18 protein-coding genes are annotated in these 17,361 nt (G+C 59.4%); 3 read left to right on the top strand and 15 right to left on the bottom strand.

Annotated elements, in window-relative coordinates:
• Nucleotides 1-6: 6 nt before the first annotated feature.
• Nucleotides 7-849, bottom strand: coding sequence for a transporter substrate-binding domain-containing protein (locus tag QE432_RS04045; RefSeq protein ID WP_003518033.1), 843 nt, complete (start codon nucleotides 847-849; stop codon nucleotides 7-9).
• A gap of 112 nt (nucleotides 850-961) precedes the next feature.
• Here QE432_RS04045 and QE432_RS04040 point away from each other — a divergent pair, with 112 nt between their 5' ends.
• From QE432_RS04040 to arsK, 3 genes are all read left to right on the top strand, one after another.
• A complete protein-coding gene (locus tag QE432_RS04040; RefSeq protein WP_003518035.1) occupies nucleotides 962-1,885 on the top strand; it encodes a LysR family transcriptional regulator in 924 nt (307 codons plus the stop codon).
• 140 nt (nucleotides 1,886-2,025) lie between these two features.
• On the top strand, nucleotides 2,026-2,397 hold the full coding sequence (locus tag QE432_RS04035) for an ArsR/SmtB family transcription factor (RefSeq protein ID WP_080849903.1): 372 nt from the start codon (nucleotides 2,026-2,028) through the stop codon (nucleotides 2,395-2,397).
• Nucleotides 2,375-3,595 (top strand): arsenite efflux MFS transporter ArsK, encoded by a 1,221-nt coding sequence (arsK, locus tag QE432_RS04030; protein WP_113473244.1) that lies wholly within the window; start codon nucleotides 2,375-2,377, stop codon nucleotides 3,593-3,595. Before QE432_RS04035 ends, arsK begins: the two co-directional genes overlap by 23 nt.
• A 4-nt stretch (nucleotides 3,596-3,599) precedes the next feature.
• Here the strand turns inward: arsK and arsH are convergent, their stop codons facing one another.
• The 14 genes from arsH to QE432_RS03960 all read right to left on the bottom strand — a co-directional run bounded on the left by arsH (nucleotide 3,600) and on the right by QE432_RS03960 (nucleotide 17,326).
• Nucleotides 3,600-4,328 (bottom strand): arsenical resistance protein ArsH, encoded by a 729-nt coding sequence (gene arsH / locus QE432_RS04025; RefSeq protein WP_112392108.1) that lies wholly within the window; start codon nucleotides 4,326-4,328, stop codon nucleotides 3,600-3,602.
• A complete protein-coding gene (arsC, locus tag QE432_RS04020) occupies nucleotides 4,303-4,728 on the bottom strand; it encodes an arsenate reductase (glutaredoxin) (protein WP_003518039.1) in 426 nt (141 codons plus the stop codon). Before arsC ends, arsH begins: the two co-directional genes overlap by 26 nt.
• A gap of 2 nt (nucleotides 4,729-4,730) precedes the next feature.
• The gene (gene arsB, locus QE432_RS04015; protein ID WP_111804758.1) at nucleotides 4,731-5,789 is read right to left on the bottom strand and encodes an ACR3 family arsenite efflux transporter; all 1,059 of its coding nucleotides are present in this window, start codon (nucleotides 5,787-5,789) and stop codon (nucleotides 4,731-4,733) included.
• On the bottom strand, nucleotides 5,789-6,145 hold the full coding sequence (locus QE432_RS04010; RefSeq protein WP_003518041.1) for an ArsR/SmtB family transcription factor: 357 nt from the start codon (nucleotides 6,143-6,145) through the stop codon (nucleotides 5,789-5,791). Before QE432_RS04010 ends, arsB begins: the two co-directional genes overlap by 1 nt.
• A 261-nt stretch (nucleotides 6,146-6,406) precedes the next feature.
• The gene (locus tag QE432_RS04005; protein ID WP_003518042.1) at nucleotides 6,407-7,126 is read right to left on the bottom strand and encodes a ribonuclease activity regulator RraA; all 720 of its coding nucleotides are present in this window, start codon (nucleotides 7,124-7,126) and stop codon (nucleotides 6,407-6,409) included.
• Nucleotides 7,127-7,160: 34 nt separating this feature from the next.
• Complete coding sequence (locus tag QE432_RS04000; RefSeq protein WP_025595272.1) at nucleotides 7,161-7,958, bottom strand: NAD-dependent epimerase/dehydratase family protein; 798 nt, start codon at nucleotides 7,956-7,958, stop codon at nucleotides 7,161-7,163.
• 16 nt (nucleotides 7,959-7,974) lie between these two features.
• Nucleotides 7,975-9,699, bottom strand: a complete 1,725-nt coding sequence (araD, locus tag QE432_RS03995) for an L-arabinonate dehydratase (RefSeq protein ID WP_019566605.1) — start codon at nucleotides 9,697-9,699, stop codon at nucleotides 7,975-7,977.
• A 39-nt stretch (nucleotides 9,700-9,738) separates the two neighbouring features.
• On the bottom strand, nucleotides 9,739-10,818 hold the full coding sequence (locus QE432_RS03990; RefSeq protein ID WP_025595271.1) for an ABC transporter ATP-binding protein: 1,080 nt from the start codon (nucleotides 10,816-10,818) through the stop codon (nucleotides 9,739-9,741).
• Between the two features lie 23 nt (nucleotides 10,819-10,841).
• On the bottom strand, nucleotides 10,842-11,885 hold the full coding sequence (locus QE432_RS03985) for a carbohydrate ABC transporter permease (protein WP_003518047.1): 1,044 nt from the start codon (nucleotides 11,883-11,885) through the stop codon (nucleotides 10,842-10,844).
• Nucleotides 11,878-12,846, bottom strand: coding sequence for a carbohydrate ABC transporter permease (locus QE432_RS03980; protein WP_003518048.1), 969 nt, complete (start codon nucleotides 12,844-12,846; stop codon nucleotides 11,878-11,880). Before QE432_RS03980 ends, QE432_RS03985 begins: the two co-directional genes overlap by 8 nt.
• 57 nt (nucleotides 12,847-12,903) lie before the next feature.
• Entirely contained in the window at nucleotides 12,904-14,172 is a 1,269-nt protein-coding gene (locus QE432_RS03975) for an ABC transporter substrate-binding protein (protein WP_019566604.1), read from the bottom strand.
• 22 nt (nucleotides 14,173-14,194) lie between these two features.
• Nucleotides 14,195-15,268, bottom strand: coding sequence for a Gfo/Idh/MocA family protein (locus tag QE432_RS03970; protein WP_060642177.1), 1,074 nt, complete (start codon nucleotides 15,266-15,268; stop codon nucleotides 14,195-14,197).
• The gene (locus QE432_RS03965; RefSeq protein WP_019566602.1) at nucleotides 15,265-16,281 is read right to left on the bottom strand and encodes a Gfo/Idh/MocA family protein; all 1,017 of its coding nucleotides are present in this window, start codon (nucleotides 16,279-16,281) and stop codon (nucleotides 15,265-15,267) included. The genes QE432_RS03970 and QE432_RS03965 overlap by 4 nt, the downstream gene beginning before the upstream one ends.
• Complete coding sequence (locus QE432_RS03960) at nucleotides 16,274-17,326, bottom strand: Gfo/Idh/MocA family protein (RefSeq protein WP_112681621.1); 1,053 nt, start codon at nucleotides 17,324-17,326, stop codon at nucleotides 16,274-16,276. The genes QE432_RS03965 and QE432_RS03960 overlap by 8 nt, the downstream gene beginning before the upstream one ends.
• Nucleotides 17,327-17,361 lie beyond the last annotated feature (35 nt).

Raw genomic sequence — 17,361 nt, 5'->3', positions numbered from 1 at the left:
TGCCGGTCACTCAGTCGCCGGCAGAGTGGCGGGCAGCTCCATCTGCGCGCCGAACCATTTCTTCTGGAATTCGGCCAGTTTGCCGGATGCATTGAGCTTTGCCAATTCACTGTCCATGAAGGCATTTAGTGTCGCACTGTCAGTATCGTTGCGGCCCGCCCATGAGAAATAGGTCTTCGGTCCGAAGGTCGGCAGAACGACTTCAAAAGCATCCGGCCGCTGGCGTGCAGCTTCCAGAAGGTTTGGAAGCGAGTTGACGACGGCGCGCAGGCGCCCGGCACCGAGGTCGGCATAAGCTTCCGAGAAATCCGTGTAGCTGGAGACCGTCGTGGCATCCTTGCCGGCAGCCTTAAGTTCGGCGGAAAACGTCTCAAGCGCCTTGAGCTGCGCGGAGCCCGCCTGCGAGCCGACGGGCTTACCCGCGATATCTTCCGGCTTGGAGATCTCGGCATCGCCCTTGCGTTTCAGGATTGCCATCGTCGCATCGGCAACGGGTGCTGAGAGCTTGTAGGCCTTCATGCGTTCCGGCGTCACGGTGACCGAGGTCACGACATAATCGAAGCGGCTGGCGGCAAGGCCTGGCAGGATGCCCTGCCAGGGCAGATCGAGACGCTTCAGCTCAACGCCCGGCAAGGCTTTCATGACTTCTTGCATGATGTCAGCGGAATAACCGACGATCTTGCCGTCCTCGACAAATTCGAACGGCGCAAACCGGGCCTCGGTTGCGACAGTGAAAACCTTATCGGCCTTGATCTTTTCCAGAAGATCGGCGGCATGGGCGGATGCGCCGAGGCTGACGGCGAAAGCTGCGCAGAGTGCGAGAGATTTCAGAGTGGGCAGGTTTTGCATGGTTTCGTTCCCTTATTGGTTTGTGATTGGGGAGGAGGAAACCATGGACATTATTCCAGAAAAATAGGAAACTGATGGAGTTTATATTTGTAAAATTGATGTAACGGTTCCCATGCAGCTCGCGCAATCCGACCTTCGTTCTCTCGCCGTCTTCCGCGCCGTCGTGGAGCACAAGAGTTTTCTCGGCGCGCAAATCACGCTCGGGCTGAGCCAGTCCGCTGTCAGTTTCCATATCAAGGCGCTGGAAGACAGGCTCGGTTTCAAGCTGTGTCGGCGAGGGCGATCCGGTTTTGAATTGACGGATCGCGGCGCGCTCGTACATGAGCGTTCGAAAGTGCTGTTCCTGGCGCTGAACGCCTTCGAAAGCGATATCGGTACGCTCAAGAACCGTATTACCGGTACGTTGCGACTGGGACTTGTGGACAACACGATTACCGATCACGACCTGCCCATTCACCGGATCATCGCCCGCATCAGCGAAAAGGCGCCGGAAGCACGTATCGAGCTGGTGATCGACACGCCGGACGCCCTGTTGTCGGAAATTGCCAATGGCGGCCTGGACATCGCACTTTTACCGGAAACGCTGCCGTATCAGGGCCTGAAGCTTTCGCGCTTCAGGGAAGAGGCGCATTCACTGTATTGCGCGAAGGGACACCAGCTCTTTCATCTTCCCGATGCCGAACTTTCCGTCGAGCGCATCGAATCCTTCGATTTTGTCGTGCGGCCCTATGCCAATATGCGTGAGCTGCAATATTTTCCGCAGGCACGGGCGCGCGCTTCGGCCTCCAACATGGAGGCGCAGGCGATGTTCGTGATGTCCGGCCACTATGTTGGGTATCTGCCTGATCATTATGCGGATGATTGGGTCCAGAAAGGAATTTTCCGGCCGTTGATGGCAGCAAAGACCCGTATCCAGTCCACCTTCGTTATTGCCACGCGGTCCGCTGAAAAGCCGTCGACGGTGCTCGATTTCTTCATTCGCGAACTCGCCGGTTTCGCATCAGAGGCGTTTCACAAGAACGCGCGCAAGGCGTAGAGCATACGCCGCTCATAGCCCCGTCGCCGCGAACGCCTACGTATGTTCCAGAGGGGCAAGTTTGATCTCGGAAGAAATTGCCTTGCCGATGGCATCGCTGTTCGCTATCCATACTTCAATAATTCAAGGATTATTGAAGTATGGATCAGCATCAGGCTCTTTCGGCATTTGCTGCCCTCTCTCAGGAGACGCGCCTCGCGATCGTTCGAGCACTTGTCGTTGCCGGTCCTGACGGACTGGCCGCCGGTGCAATCGCCGAGCGCATGGGCGTCTCGGCGACGAACGTGTCGTTTCATCTCAAGGAACTGGAGCGGTCTGGCCTCGTCTCGCAACGACGAATATCGAGGTCTATCCTTTACAGCGCCAGCTACGACACTTTGGCCGAGCTTGTGAAATTCCTGGTAGAAGACTGTTGTGCCGAACATCCGGCGATTCTGGAGAATGTCGAGCGAAGCGATGGATGCGCCAGTCCGGCCGGCACTTCCTCCGATGGGGGCAATATCGTTGCATAATTCGAAAGTACCCGCTGGCATCGTCTCAGCGCTTGGCCTCACGCAGATCATCGGTTACGGCACTCTCTATTACAGTTTCAGTATTCTTGCCCCCGGCATGGCGGAAGACCTCGGCCTGACATTGGCGGAGGTATTTGGCGTCTTCTCGGTGTCGCTATTCATCGGAGGTCTGTCGGCAACCTATATCGGCAGGCAGATGGATAGGATCGGAGCCGCCACGGTGATGACGGTCGGCTCAGGCCTTGCGGCCTTGATGCTGTCGCTCTGTGCCTGGTCACCGTCAGTCGCAATCTTTGCCGCTGCCATCATCCTGCTCGAGGTATCGTCCGGAATGGTGCAGTATCAGGCCGCATTCGCGACGCTGGTCGAAAGCGATCCCAGAACCGCATCCCGGAGCATCACCTACCTCACGCTGATCGGCGGGTTCGCATCGACGATCTTCTGGCCGATCTCGGCCGCGCTTTCCGAATGGATGTCGTGGCGTGAGATCTATCTGGTCTTTGCAGCGCTGAACCTGTTCCTTTGCATGCCTCTACACGTCTGGATCATGCGCGTCGGCAAGACCGGACCGAATGCGGATGCGGCCGTCCCTCGCGAAGCCATAATCGGAGCAATCCCCCACGATGCGCGCCGCCGAAGCATGATCATGGTGTCGTTCGCCTTCGCGCTTCTCGGATTTACGCTTGCCGCGATCCTCGCGCACATGGTGCCGATGCTCGGTTCCATCGGGCTAGGTGGCGCGGCAGTAGTTATAGGATCTCTGTTCGGTCCGGCACAGGTCGCAAGCCGCCTGATCAACATGGTCTTCGGAAAGAACCTGTCGCCGCCAGCGCTTGCCGTCCTGTCGGCGGTGCTGATCGTGTTCGGCATCCTGATCTTGCTGGCAACGCGAGACTGGCTACCGGGGGCAGTCGCGTTCGCAATCTGCCTCGGGCTTGGGTCAGGCATCAACAGCATCGCGCAGGGCAGCCTGCCACTCTATCTGTTCGGATCGGAAGGGTATGGCGCGATCACGGGCAAGATGGCGGCAGCTCGACTGGCGCTCGGAGCCGGGGCACCCTTCGCGTTCGCGGCGTCCATGGAAAACTTTGGCCTGAGCCTGTCACTCATTGGAAACGCATGTCTCGGCGCGGTCAGCATCACGGCATTCGTTGCGGTGGCAGCATCCTGTCGGCGGCCAGCCACCGCAACAACCTAGGTCGTCAGATCGACTTCAGGGAGACCCGCTTCTCCAACTCGACCGCTTCTTCCTTCCGCTCGCTGAAGCGGTCGGTCAAATAGGCCGAGGCATCGCGGGTCATGATGGTGAACTTCACCAGCTCCTCGCAGACATCCACCACCCGGTCGTAATAGGGAGACGGCTTCATCCGTCCGCTAGCATCGAACTCCTGATACGCCCTTGCGACCGACGACTGGTTGGGGATGGTGATCATCCGCATCCATCGCCCGAGGATACGCATCTGGTTCACAGCATTGAAGGACTGGCTGCCGCCGGAAACCTCCATGACGGCGAGCGTCTTGCCCTGTGTCGGGCGAACAGATCCGAGCGAGAGAGGAATCCAGTCGATCTGCGACTTCATGATGCCGGTCATCGCGCCGTGGCGCTCGGGGCTTACCCAAACCTGCCCTTCCGACCATTGCGAGAGCTCACGCAATTCCTGCACCTTCGGGTGGCTCACCGGTGCTTCGTCGGGCAAAGGCAGGCCCTTCGGATCGAATATCCGAACTTCGCATCCAAGCCGTTCGAGCAGCCGCCCTGCTTCGAAGGCAAGCAAACGACTATAGGATACCTCGCGTAGCGAACCGTAGAGGATCAGAATGCGGGGCTTATGTGTCGAAAAGGCCGGACGCAGAGCATCGAGATCAATCGCGTGCAGGTGCTGGCCCTCAAGTGCGGGGAATGTGTCAGGCAATGCGCTTTCCTTCATCATCGAGGACCTGTTCGCCGTCTTCTTTGGTAAACGGCCCCTTGAATGCGTCTGCCGGAAGTATATCCAGAACCACTTCCGAGGGGCGCGACAACCGCGTACCCATTGGGGTGATGACGAATGGCCGGTTGATCAGGATTGGTGTCTCGAGCATGGCATCGATCAACTGGTCATCGGTCAGTTCAGGATATCCAAGCCCAAGCACCGTATAGGGCGTGCCCTTCTCGCGGATCGCCTCGCGGACGGTCAGCCCGGCGTCGGCGATCATCTTGACGAGTTGCTCGCGGCTCGGCGGGGTTTTCAGATACTCGATCACAGTGGGTTGAATACCGGCGTGCTCAATGAGTGCGAGGGTGTTGCGCGAAGTGCCGCAATCCGGGTTGTGATAGATGGTGACGTCCATGCTCATTGCCTTTCGGTAATTGTGTTTCGAGAAACGGCTGGGGCCGCCTCGTACCAATCCTTCGAGCGGTTCACGATCCAGACGACCGAGAGCATGACTGGAACCTCGATGAGGACACCGACGACGGTTGCCAGTGCTGCGCCTGATTGAAAACCGAACAGGCTAATAGCGGCCGCAACCGCGAGTTCGAAGAAATTGCTTGCACCGATCAGTGCCGACGGACCGGCAATGCAGTGCCGTTCGCCGCTCATCCGGTTCAGAAGATAGGCGAGCCCGGAGTTCAGATAGACCTGGATAAGGATGGGGATTGCAAGCAAGCCGATGACGGCTGGTTGGGCGATAATCTGCTCGCCCTGGAAGGCGAAGAGAAGAACCAGTGTTGCAAGCAGCGCTAGCAGCGAAATCGGCTGCAGCCTTGCGAGAATGCGATCGAGCATCCGTGACGTTCCGTCCGCCATGAGCCGGTGCCGGATGAACTGCGCGAGGAAGACGGGCACGACGATATAGAGGGTAACGGAGAGGACGAGCGTGTCCCACGGAACGGTGATTGCGGACAGGCCAAGCAAAAGGCCGACAATGGGAGCAAAGGCGATGACCATGATCGCATCGTTGAGTGCGACCTGCGAGAGCGTGAACAGTGGTTCGCCGCGTGTCAGGTTAGACCACACAAAGACCATTGCAGTGCAGGGCGCTGCGGCAAGAATGATCAGTCCCGCGATATAGGAGTCGATCTGGTCAGCGGGAAGATAGGGGCGGAACAGCCAGCCGATGAAGAGCCAGCCCAACAGCGCCATCGAGAACGGCTTGACGGCCCAGTTGATGAACAGCGTGACGCCGATACCCCGCCAGTAGGTGCCGACCTGCGTGAGAGAGCGGAAATCGATCTTCAGCAGCATCGGAATGATCATCAGCCAGATCAGGATTGCGACCGGGATATTCACCTTGGCAATCTCGGCCGCGCCAATGAGCTGGAAGACGCCGGGCAGCAAATGGCCGAGGGCGACACCGACGATGATGCACAGAAACACCCAGACGGTTAGGTAACGTTCAAATGTGGACATCAGGCGGACTTTCCCGCGTGTGGAGTGCAGCAGGGCGTCAACTCGGCGATCAGCGGAGCGCAAAGCTCTGCCGATCCACCACAACAATCTTTCAGGAGAAACAGCGTCATGTCGCGAAGCTGTTCTATCTGCGCGCGATACATGATGATTCTGCTCTGGCGTTGCGATGATACGAGGCCCGCGCGTGACAGAACATTCAGATGCGCGGACATGGTGTTTTGCGGCACCACCAGCGCGCGCGCGATGTCACCCGCCGGCAAGCCTTCCGGTGCGTGCCGCACAAGCAGCCGAAAAGTTTCGAGACGGGTTGGCTGCGCAAGCGCCGCCAAAGCGAGAATAGCCTGTTCTTGTTCCATATATCCAGATTAATGGAAATATAGGCATAGTCAATGTGTTTTTGCGGGTGTTACCAAACACCACAAACTCCAGGGAATCATTTTACGAATATCGACAGAAACCCATTTCGGGCCGGTTTTTAGTGCGGGAAAATCGTCGGCCCAGTCGCTTCGGCGACTTGGTATTATTGTACATGCGAGTCCGCCTGCATGAGTGGGACGCCACCCATGCAGGCTTGCTTCAAGGCATTGCGGACGAAACCGGCAAGCGTTCTGTTCGGCTCACGCGCCCGAACGGTCTCTCTGTTCGCGCCATACGGCGAAAGCCTTCTGGTGTTCGTCCTTCGTGCAGGGATAAAGACCGATGATGGTTGCGCCGCCCTTCACCTGTTCGACCACGAAATCCTCGTAAGCGGTCATTTCCACCGCTTCTGTCGCGATTTCGTCGGCAATTCCGGCGGGGATGACGATGACGCAATCCGCATCGCCGACAATGATATCCCCGGGGAAAATCGGGGCATCGCCGCAGCCAATCGGGCCGTTGATTTCAATTGCTTCGTGTTTCGTGAGGTTTGTAGGGCTGGATGGTCGGGTGTGGTAGGCTGGAATATCCAGCTCCGCAATCGTCGCAGCATCGCGGAAACCGCCATCCGTAACGACGCCGGCAGCACCGCGCACCATCAGGCGGGTGATAAGAATATCACCAGCAGATGCGGCGCTCGGGTCTTTGCGGCTGTCCATGACCAGTACGTGGCCGGGCGGGCAGGTCTCAATGGCGACGCGCTGGGGATGTGCTGGGTTGCGGAATTCCACCAGCTGGTTGCGGTCTTCGCGGGCGGGCATGTAACGCAGCGTGAATGCAGGCCCGACCATGTTCGCGCCCTTGTGGCCAAGCGGGTGGACGCCCTGAATGACCTGGTTGCGCAGGCCGCGCTTGTAGAGTGCGGTTGCGAGGGTGGCGACGGAAACCGTCATCAATTTTTCCCTGGTTTCTGTATTCATCTTATTCTCCTCGAATAGCGTGAGTGTCTGCACATCAGTTTTTGTGGATCGGTTCGTCTATGAAAACGCCGCCCTGGTATTTCGCGATTGCGGCATCCGGATCAGGGCGAGGGACATCCCGTTCGATATCGGCCCGGAAGCGTGCGGCATTATCCCGCCGCTGCCAGCCGAGAAAATCGACGTGGGAATTATCCCACCAGCTGTCGTCATTGGCAGAGACGCCCCAGATGACCAGGCAACCGAGTTTTGGCGCGTGAAATACGGCCTCTACCAGGGAGACCAGATCGTCATGGCTGAGCCAGGTGGATAACATGCGCCAGTTGGTGGGCTTCTCTTCGCAGGAGCCAATGCGGACGATGGCCGTTTCCTGTCCGAATTTGGAATGGTAGAGGCTCGCCATTGCCTCGCCGAAAATCTTCGAGACGCCGTAAAGGCCATCCGGCAAAAACGGCGTCTGCGGCGATAGCTGCTCACCCTGCGGATAATATCCGATGGTGTGGTTGCTGGAGGCAAACAGGATGCGTGGCATGCCAGCAAGCCTTGCTGCCTCGTAAAGATTATAGACACCGCGCAGATTGGCGGCCTCGATGGGATCGTAAGCCTTTTCGACGGAGATGCCGCCGAGATGGACGATGCCGTCGCAATCCTTCACCAGCGCATGGACGGCGCCACCGTCCTCCAGAGAGCAGCGGATGATCTCTTCATTCGCTGCCGCCGCACCCATATCAACCACATCCGAAAGGCGGATGATCTCCGCGAGGTGGCCGAGCCTGCCGCGCAACATGCTGCCCAGCTTGCCGCCGGCGCCCGTAATCAGCAAACGTTTCATCATTTTGCGCGCTCCCGTCTCAGAATATGTCGGGTTCGCCAGCGGTGCGGCCGAAATCCGTCTGCAGGAAATCGAAATCGCATCCGGCATCCGCCTGGGTAACGTGTTTCGAGAAGATGTAGCCATAACCACGCTCGTAACGCGGCGGCGGCGCCTGCCATGCGGCCCGACGCTGGGCGATCTCCTCTTCGCTGACCAGCATGTCGAGACGGCGCTGGGGCAGATCGAGCCGCACGATATCGCCGGTCTTCAGCAGGGCAAGCGGCCCGCCGACGAAGCTTTCCGGCGCGACATGAAGAACGCAGGCGCCATAGGAGGTGCCGGACATGCGGGCATCGGAGATGCGCACCATATCGCGGTGACCCTTCTTGATCAGCGCCTTGGGGATGGGCAACATGCCCCATTCGGGAAAGCCTGGGCCGCCAAGCGGGCCCGCATTACGCAGAACCAGAACGTGATCGGGCGTCACATCCAGATTTTCATCGTCGATTGCCGCCTTCATCTCGGGGTAGCTATCGAAGACCAGCGCCGGACCTTCATGGAAATGGAGTTTCGGATCGCAGGCGGCGGGCTTGATCACAGCACCATCCGGGCAGAGATTGCCGCGTAGAACGGCAAGCGATCCTTCAGCGTAAACAGGGTTATCCAGCGAGCGGATGACGTCGTCATTATAGACCCGCGCGCCTTCGAGGTTTTCGCCCATGCTGCGGCCGGTAACGGTGAGCACGGAACAGTCCAGACGGCTTTCGATCTGCTTCATCAGGGCTCGCAGACCGCCCGCATAATAAAAATCCTCCATCAGGTAATCTTTGCCGGAGGGGCGGACATTGGCGATAAGCGGCGTCACGCGGCCGAGTTCGTCCAGCTCGTCCAGCGTCATCGGTACACCGGCGCGGCGCGCCATGGCAATCAGATGCACGACGGCATTGGTGGAACAACCGGTCGCCATGGCAACGATGGCCGCATTCCGAAACGCGGCCGCAGTAAGAATACGATCCGGGGTCAGCTCCTCGGCCACCATTTCCACAATGCGACGGCCACAGCCTGCCGACATGCGCTGGTGTTCGGCGTCCACCGCCGGGATGGAGGAAGCGCCGGGCAAAGTGAGACCGAGCGCATCGGTGATTGCCGTCATGGTCGATGCCGTACCCATGGTCATGCAGACGCCGGCGGAGCGGGCAATGCCGCCCTGCACGCCGCGCCATTCTTCATCGGTCACGTTACCGGCCCGGCGCTCGTCCCAGTATTTCCAGGCATCGGAGCCGGAGCCCAGCACCTTGCCGGCATAGTTGCCGCGCAGCATCGGCCCGGCTGGAAGATAGATCATCGGCACGCCGGCCGAGATCGCTCCCATGACGAGGCCGGGGGTGGTCTTGTCGCAACCACCCATCAGCACCACGCCATCCAGCGGATGCGAACGGATCATTTCCTCCGTCTCCATGGCGAGCATGTTGCGATAGAGCATGGAGGTCGGCTTGGTGAAACTCTCATCGACCGAAAGCGAGGGCATCTCGACCGGGAAGCCACCTGCCTGTAGGACGCCGCGCTTCACATCCTTCACACGTTCGGGAAAATGCGAGTGACAGGTATTCAGCTCCGACCAGGTGTTGAGAATGCCGATGACGGGTTTGCCGGCAAAATCCTCCTCCGAATAGCCAAGCTGCATCATGCGTGAGCGGTGGCCGAAACTGCGCAGATCGTCAGGCGCGAACCAGCGGGAGGAACGGAGTTTTTTGTCGGTCATGTCAAAGGTCCTGCTTTACGGGGGCGTGGCGACGAAGGCTTAGTCCTGCTTCAGCGTCTGCCCGCTTTTCGTATCGAAGAGGTGGATATGTTGGAGCGGCGCCGACATGCGGATGACTTCGCCAGCCGATGTCGATGTCTGCCCCGCAAGATGCAGGGTGACGTGGCTGCCGTCACCGAGGTTGCCATAGAGATAGGATTCCCCGCCGAGCTGCTCTGCCGTGCGCACGGACATGGTCACCGCACCATCCGGTGTGGGCTGCACATGGTTGGGGCGAATGCCGAGCGTGACCTTCTGGCCGGGTGCGTAGGAAAAGCCGCTCTGCGGCAACGGGATCAATTCGCCGGTCGCGATTTTAAGGGACGGCTGACCGTCTGCTACTACTTCGCCGGCGAAGAAGTTCATCTTCGGCGAACCGATGAAGCCTGCTACGAAAAGGTTTGCGGGGCGATTATAAAGATCGAGGGGAACGCCGAACTGCTCGAGCTTTCCGGCGCGCAGCACGGCAATCTTGTCGGCCATCGTCATGGCCTCGACCTGATCGTGGGTCACATAGATCATGGTATTGCCAAGACGCCGATGCAGGCTGGAGATCTCGCCGCGCATATCCACGCGCAGTTCCGCATCGAGGTTCGACAGCGGCTCGTCAAACAGGAAAACCCGCGGTTCGCGCACGACAGCGCGACCGATCGCGACGCGCTGTCGCTGGCCGCCCGACAGATCCTTCGGCCGCCGCTCAAGCAGCTGGTCGATCTGCAGCATCTTGGACACCTGTGAGACCTTCTCGACGATGTCTTTTTTCGGCGTGCCGATATTTTCCAGGCCGAAGGACAGGTTTTCCCGGACCGTCATATGCGGGTAGAGCGCATAGGACTGGAACACCATGGCAAGCCCGCGATCGGCAGCCGGAACCGCGTTCACCACGTCGCCGCCGATGACGATATCGCCGCCGCTCAGCTCTTCAAGACCGGAGATCATGCGCAGCAGCGTCGATTTTCCGCAACCGGACGGGCCGACGAAAACACAGAACTCACCGTGCTTGATATCGAGATCGATACCCTTGATGACGTCGAGGGCGCCATATGTTTTTTTGACCTGACGAAGCTCTATACTTGCCATTGTGTCATTCCCTCCCTTGAGGATCATTTTCCGCCGGTCGATGCGATGCCGGTGGCGATATATTTTTGCAGGAACATGAAGACCAGCGCGATTGGCGCCAATGTCAGCACCGTCATGGCCAGCAGGTTGCTCCACTCTGTCGTCATTTCTCCCTGGAAGGAGTTGAGCGCCAGTTGCAGGGTGAAATTGTCGTTGCGCGTCAGCACGATAAGCGGCCACAGGAAGTCGTTCCAACGCCACATGATGGCGAGGATGGCCAGCACCGCTAGCGCCGGTGCAGACAGTGGCAGGATGATGCGCCAGTAGATTTTCCATTCGCTGGCCTTGTCCATGCGTGCCGCATCGAGGATTTCATCCGGGATGGTCAGCATGTATTGGCGCAGCAGAAATACCCCTGTCGGTGTGGCCGCTCCTGGAATGATCACACCCCACAGGCTGTTGATCATGCCGAGCTGGCTGGTGATGAGAAAAAGCGGAACGAGCACGACGGTCTGCGGGATCATCAACGTTCCGACGACGAGTGCCAGAACCACGCCTCTTCCCTTGAAGCTGTATTTCGACAGTGCAAAGGCCGCCATGGAGTTCACGATCAGCATGATGACGGTCGACGTCACGGTGATGAAGGTCGAGTTCCAGAAATAAAGCGGAAAGTTGAAGCGCTGGAAAAGCTCGGTGTAGTTCTCCGTCGCCAGTGCAACCTTCTCGGCCGGGCGCAGCTCGTTGAACGGCATCTTCATGACTTCGCCGGGCTTTGCCGGATCCACCACCTGGGCGACGAGCCCGACGCGCCTGATCATGCCGAGCTTGCGGCCTTCCTTGTCGACAAAGGCCGGCAAAGGTGCGGCCTGACCGTCAATGACCACCGTTTCCTGCGCATAGGGAAGCAGGCGCGGCGGAAACCGCTGGAGGTCGGCTTCCGTCTTGAAGGAGGAGAGAACGAGCCAGAGAACGGGTCCGAACATCATCAGAACGGCAACGCCGAGATAGGCGTAGGACAGCCAGTCGGTCCAGTGCAATTTGCCGTTTCTGCCGCGTGTGCGGGTTAGAAATGCGCCAATCCTAGCCATCGACTTTGCTCCTGTTGGCCCGGAATTGCAGGGCAGTCAGCACCACGAGAACCACGGCAAGCAGCAGCGAAGCGGCCGCGGCCAGTCCGAAGTTGCGGGGTGTTCCGGCAAAACCAGTCTGATAGATGAATTGAATGATGAAGGTCGTCGCAGAACCCGGCCCACCGCCGGTAAATGCGAAGACTTCATCGAAGGTCTGTACGCCCTTGATGAGGGACAATACGAGAACCACGAGCATGGTCGGGGCGAGAAGCGGCATTGTGATCCGGCGGAAAATCCGCCACGGGCTTGCCTTGTCCAGCTGTGCCGCCTCATAGACGTCACGCGGAATGGCTTGAAGGCCGGCAAGCAGGATGAGCGTGTAAAAGCCCATATGCGCCCAGACGGACAGGAATACCGACCATCCAAAGGCAAGGTTGGCCTCCAGCAGCCAGTCCACCGAACCGATGCCGAGGGAATCGAGCGCAGCGTTCAGGACGCCGAAACGCTGCAATATCCACTTCCATATCAGCGCCACGACCACCGGTGAAAGCAGCACGGGAAAGAAGAAGACGGCGCGGAAGAAACCGCGTGCCCTGATGTCACGATTGAGCACGACCGCCGTAATCAGCGAGAAGCCCACCATGAACCCGACCTGCAGCACCACGAAGAAAAGCGTGTTCCAGACGGAGCGCCAGAAAAGATCGCGCTGACAGGAATTGGGATCGAAATAGTTCTGGCACGAGAGAAGGACCGAGAAGTTTTCGCCGCCCACGGAAGGACGTTCCGACAGCAGGATATGCTCGCTGCCGGTCACTGAATAAGCCATGTTGAGAACGATCGGCAAAAACGCGAAGACCGCAAACAACAGGAGGTTGGGCGTCAGAAACACCCATGCGATGCGCCGATGCCCGAGCATTTTCTGCAAGAGGGCGAAAGGCAGCTCTATGATGCCCATGACGGGCGCAAGAAGTCTGTACATTGATGGTCCTCCTTCGATCCGGCGCGGCGCGGCAAGGCCGCGCCGGAAGGCGATGGATCACTTCGCCTGTTTCAACGCTTCCTCAAGATCGGCCTTCGCACGTGTCATGGCGTCGTCAACCGAGCTTTCGCCAACAATCGCCTGCGTGACGCGCTGGACGGAGATGTTGAACATCGCACGGTTGTTCTTGTAGCCCTGATAGGCGTAGGCGATGGGGCTGATACCGGGGACCTGATCCAGCCACGCGTTCATGGCCTTCTGGGTCGCCGGCGTTGCGCCGGTGTAGTCGATAGGCTTTGCGCCGACGGCCTTGTGAGCCGGGACGTTGCGGGTACGGACGGTGAAATCGAGGTAATTTTCGTCCTGCGCGAGGAAGTTCAGAATATCCGCGACGATCTTGGGGTTCTTGGTCTGTTTGAAGCCCACGATACCCGTTCCGCCCGGCATGCCGGTGCATGCGGCCGGTCCGCATGGCTGCGACACGACTTCCCAGTCGAAAGCATCGCCGACCTGACTGTCGAAGCGCGCTGTCTGCCAGCTGCCGGAATAATAATAGACGAGCTGACCGTTGATGAATTCCTGCGCCGCATCGCGGTAGGTGTTGCCACCCTGACCGGCCCAGACGTCGCGCGCCATGGTACCGTCCTTGTTCCACTCGACGAATTTCTTCACGAAAGTGGTGAAGCCCTCGTCGACCAGGATCGGCTTGCCGTCGGCGTCGAAAAGTTTCGCACCGTAGGAAATAGCCGGACCGGCGATACGGTGACCGGAGCGGTCGATCGCCATGGGGTATGGCGAGCCGGTGGCCTTGGCCACTTCATTTGCTGCCTTCGCCCAGTCGTCAAAAGTCGCATCCTTGCCGGGAACGGCGACTTTCGCCTGATCGAACAAGGTGCGGTTGATGAAGGCGCCGGTAATGGTAAGCTGCGTCTGCATACCATAGATGCCCTTGTCGTCCGGGCCGCTACGATACCATTTCAGCACGTCGCCGAAATTGTCCTGCCAGTATTTCGCATCCACGTAGGGCGTCAGGTCGAGATAATAGCGATTGAGGCCGCCAAGATCGGTGACGGTTGCGAAATCCGGGCCGCTGCCGCCAGCGAGCTGCACCGGCAGGCCTTCGAGAAGCGCCTTGTAGGGCACGATATCCGTAACGATCTTGACGTCAGGATGCTGTTTTTCGTAACGCGACAGGATGTCCTTCAGGACTTCGCAGCCGTTGCCGTCATAGGCGCAGGTGAAGCGAACTTCCTGTGCCTCAGCGGCACCGGCAAAAGATGCCGTCCCGAGGGCCAAGGCAAACGCCAGGCTGTATTTTCTGCTCATCTGGTTTCCTCCCTTTAGATGATTATGCCGTGGCGGACGCGCGCGGAGCCCAACCCTTGAGCCGCTCATTGTCAGCGGTCAGCGGCAGGCGAACGGCCGTGCCTTCCTGTACCGATGTGTAGATCGCGGTTACGAGTTCGATGGACTGCAAGCCGTCCGTAATCGTCACTTCCTTGCCCGCGCGACCCTCCATCGCATTGGCAATCGCCTCGACAAAACCGGTGAAGCCGTTTTCGCCATCTTTAACCGTTGCGAGGACGGCGTCGATCTGGTCCTGCGTGGTCGGCGCCCGCGCCGTAAAGTGCCATTTATCTTCCGCCGGACGATAGGGCAGCGTTCCGCTTTCGGCCGTGAAGCCTTCGAAGCAGAACCGCAGACGGGACGTGTCGTCGGCTGCACCAAGCGTGACCGAGCTGGTGGCGAGCGCGCCGCTCTTCATGCGGAAGCTGATGGCGGCGCAGTCTTCCGTCTCGATCCTGTTCACCCGGGTGTCGGCCATGGCGAAGACCTGTTCCACCGGACCTAGGACATGGCACAGAAGGTCGTGGGCATGGATGGCGTGACCGAGGATCGCGCCGCCGCATTCACCCTTCCAGGTGCCGCGCCAGGGAATGTCGTAGTAGCTCGCGCCACGGTTCCAGTGAACTTCCGAGCTTGCCACATAGGCTTTGCCAGCAAGTCCGGCGTCGATGAGGGCGCGCAGCTGCCGTAGGGCGGGACCAAAACGATACTGGAAAACCGGAAAGACGCGCCGTCCGGTCTTCTTGACAGAGTCCATCAGCGCATTTGCTTCCTCCAGCGAACGCACCAGCGGCTTTTCGCAGACCACGTCCTTGCCGGCCGCGTGGGCCTTCAGCATTACGGGGAAATGCAGATGCGGCGGCAGGCAGACGTCTATGAGCGAAATGCTTTCATCGGCGAGGACTTCTTCGAGATCCGCCGTGATGCGGATGGAAGAATTTTCGCCAGCCACCGCCCGTGCCCGCTCCACATCAAGATCGCAGATCGCCTTGACGGTGAAACGTTCCGGCAGCGCCAGATAACCGGTGAGATGCTGTGCGCCGATACCGGCGCCGATAATGGCGACGCCGATCATGCTGCGGTTCCTTCAGCCTTGGCCTGCGCCTGAAGCGAGAGGTCACAAACCTTGAAGACGTGTTCCTGCGTCATGGCAGTTTCCGTGCGGTTGCGGATATCGTCGCATACACGGGCGAAGTAGGGCAGGCCGGCACCGGATGCGTCGATATATTCGCAACGGTCGCCATTGACGAGGATCAGACGGTCTGTGCCCTCGGTGTTGCCGACATCGACGTATTTGCGCAGTTCGATGTAACCTTCGGTACCGAGGATCGTCAGGCGGCCATCACCCCATGTCGGCAGTGCATCGGGTGTGTACCAGTCGACGCGGATATACCCATGGCCCTTGTCGCCGCGCAGCACGACTTCGCCGAAATCCTGCAGGCCCGGATCGCCCGGATTGGCGTAATTGGCAACGGTGGCAGATACGATCTCAACCTCGGTGGAGCCGGTAAAGAACATGAACTGGTCGATCTGGTGGCTGGCAATATCGGTGAGAATGCCGCCATAGGCCTCGCGTTCGAAGAACCATGTCGGGCGAATTTGTCGGTTCAGGCGGTGCGGACCAAGGCCAACCGTCTGGATGACGCGGCCGATGGCACCCTGTGCAACCAGCTCGGCGGCTTTCGTGACGCTCGGGACTTCGAAGCGCTCGGAAAAATCGACGGTCCAGATTCTTTTGGTCTTGGCAACGGTCTGGCGCAGGCGCTCAAGCTGGTCGAACGTGGTGCAGCCCGGCTTGTCGGACATGACGTCCTTGCCCGCTTCCATGGCAGCGATGGCAAGATCGGCACGCTTGGACGGAATGTCGGCAATGATGACGAGATCGATGGTTTGGTCAGCCAGCAAATCCTCCTTGGAGGCAGCACGCGGCACGTCCGGGAAGCGCTTTACGAAACCTTCAACCACGTCCGGCTCGCCTTGCGTCCACCAGCCCGCAAATTGCGCACCGGCATCCAGCATGTTCTGCGCCATGCCGAAAATGTGCCTGTGCTCTATGCCGAGAGCCACGAACTTGATTGGTTTACTCATCCTGCAGTTCCACTTCCTTGCCGGTTTCGGCTGAGTTGATGATCGCGTCGATCAGTCTGTGAGACAAAAGAGCTGCTTCACCGGTGACGACCGGCGGGCGCCCTGAAGAAATGGCGTCGACGAAATCGTCGAAAACGCCCTGATGCCATTCATGCGTGAAAGCCATAGGATCGGCGCCGCCGCCGGTGCCGGAAGCGGCACCACCGAAGGTTTCCTGGCGGCCGTCGCGCCAGTCGACATGCAGCAGGCCGGATGCGAGCCGCAGGCTTGCCTTGTCGAAATGGAGTAGAATGGATTCAGGCGCACCGGGAAAGCTTGCGGTGCTCGCGACGAGCGAGCCGACGGCGCCGTTTTTGAAACGAAGGCCGGCCGATACGTAATCCTCGGTTTCCATCTTGTGAAAACGCGTCGTTGCCGCCATGGCCTGCACGCGGGCCACGGGGCCTGCAAGGCTCAGGGCCAGATCGATCGTGTGGATTGCCTGCGATATCAGAACGCCGCCGCCGTCACGCGCAAGCGTGCCGCGTCCCGGCTCATCATAATAGGCCTGGGTACGCCACCACGGCACCGAAATCTCGCAAAGGCCTAGTTCGCCGAGCGTGCCGGATGCGACCAGTTCGCGTGCCTTTTGCGATGCGGCGCGCATGCGGTGCTGGAAAATGATACCGAGCGTTACACCCGCATCGCGGCAGAGCGCTACCAGATCGGCCGCTTCCCGCGTGTTGCGGGCGACAGGCTTTTCGAGAAGAATGTGTTTGCCGGCTCTTGCAAGCGGACCGACGATATCGGCGCGGGCATTGGGCGGCGTTGCGATGATGGCGAAATCGACATCCCGGTCACGCGCGGCTTCCTCGAATGACGCGTATACGGCAACGTGGTGACCGGTGTGTTTTGCCGCTTCCGAAGCCAGCGCTTTCGCGCGGCCGGAGCCACCGTCGACAATCGCTTTCAGGCGGATTTTTTCAGGGCTTGCCGCACAGGCAAGCACGTGCGTCTTCGCTACCATTCCGGCACCAACGATGACGCAGGTCTTGATATTTTGCATTCGGGAGCCTCCTTCCCATGGCCATTCAATTGCAT

This window comes from Agrobacterium sp. SORGH_AS_0745 (genome assembly GCF_030818995.1).
Taxonomy (GTDB): domain Bacteria; phylum Pseudomonadota; class Alphaproteobacteria; order Rhizobiales; family Rhizobiaceae; genus Agrobacterium; species Agrobacterium tumefaciens.
This window is presented reverse-complemented; position numbering and strand designations above follow the sequence as displayed.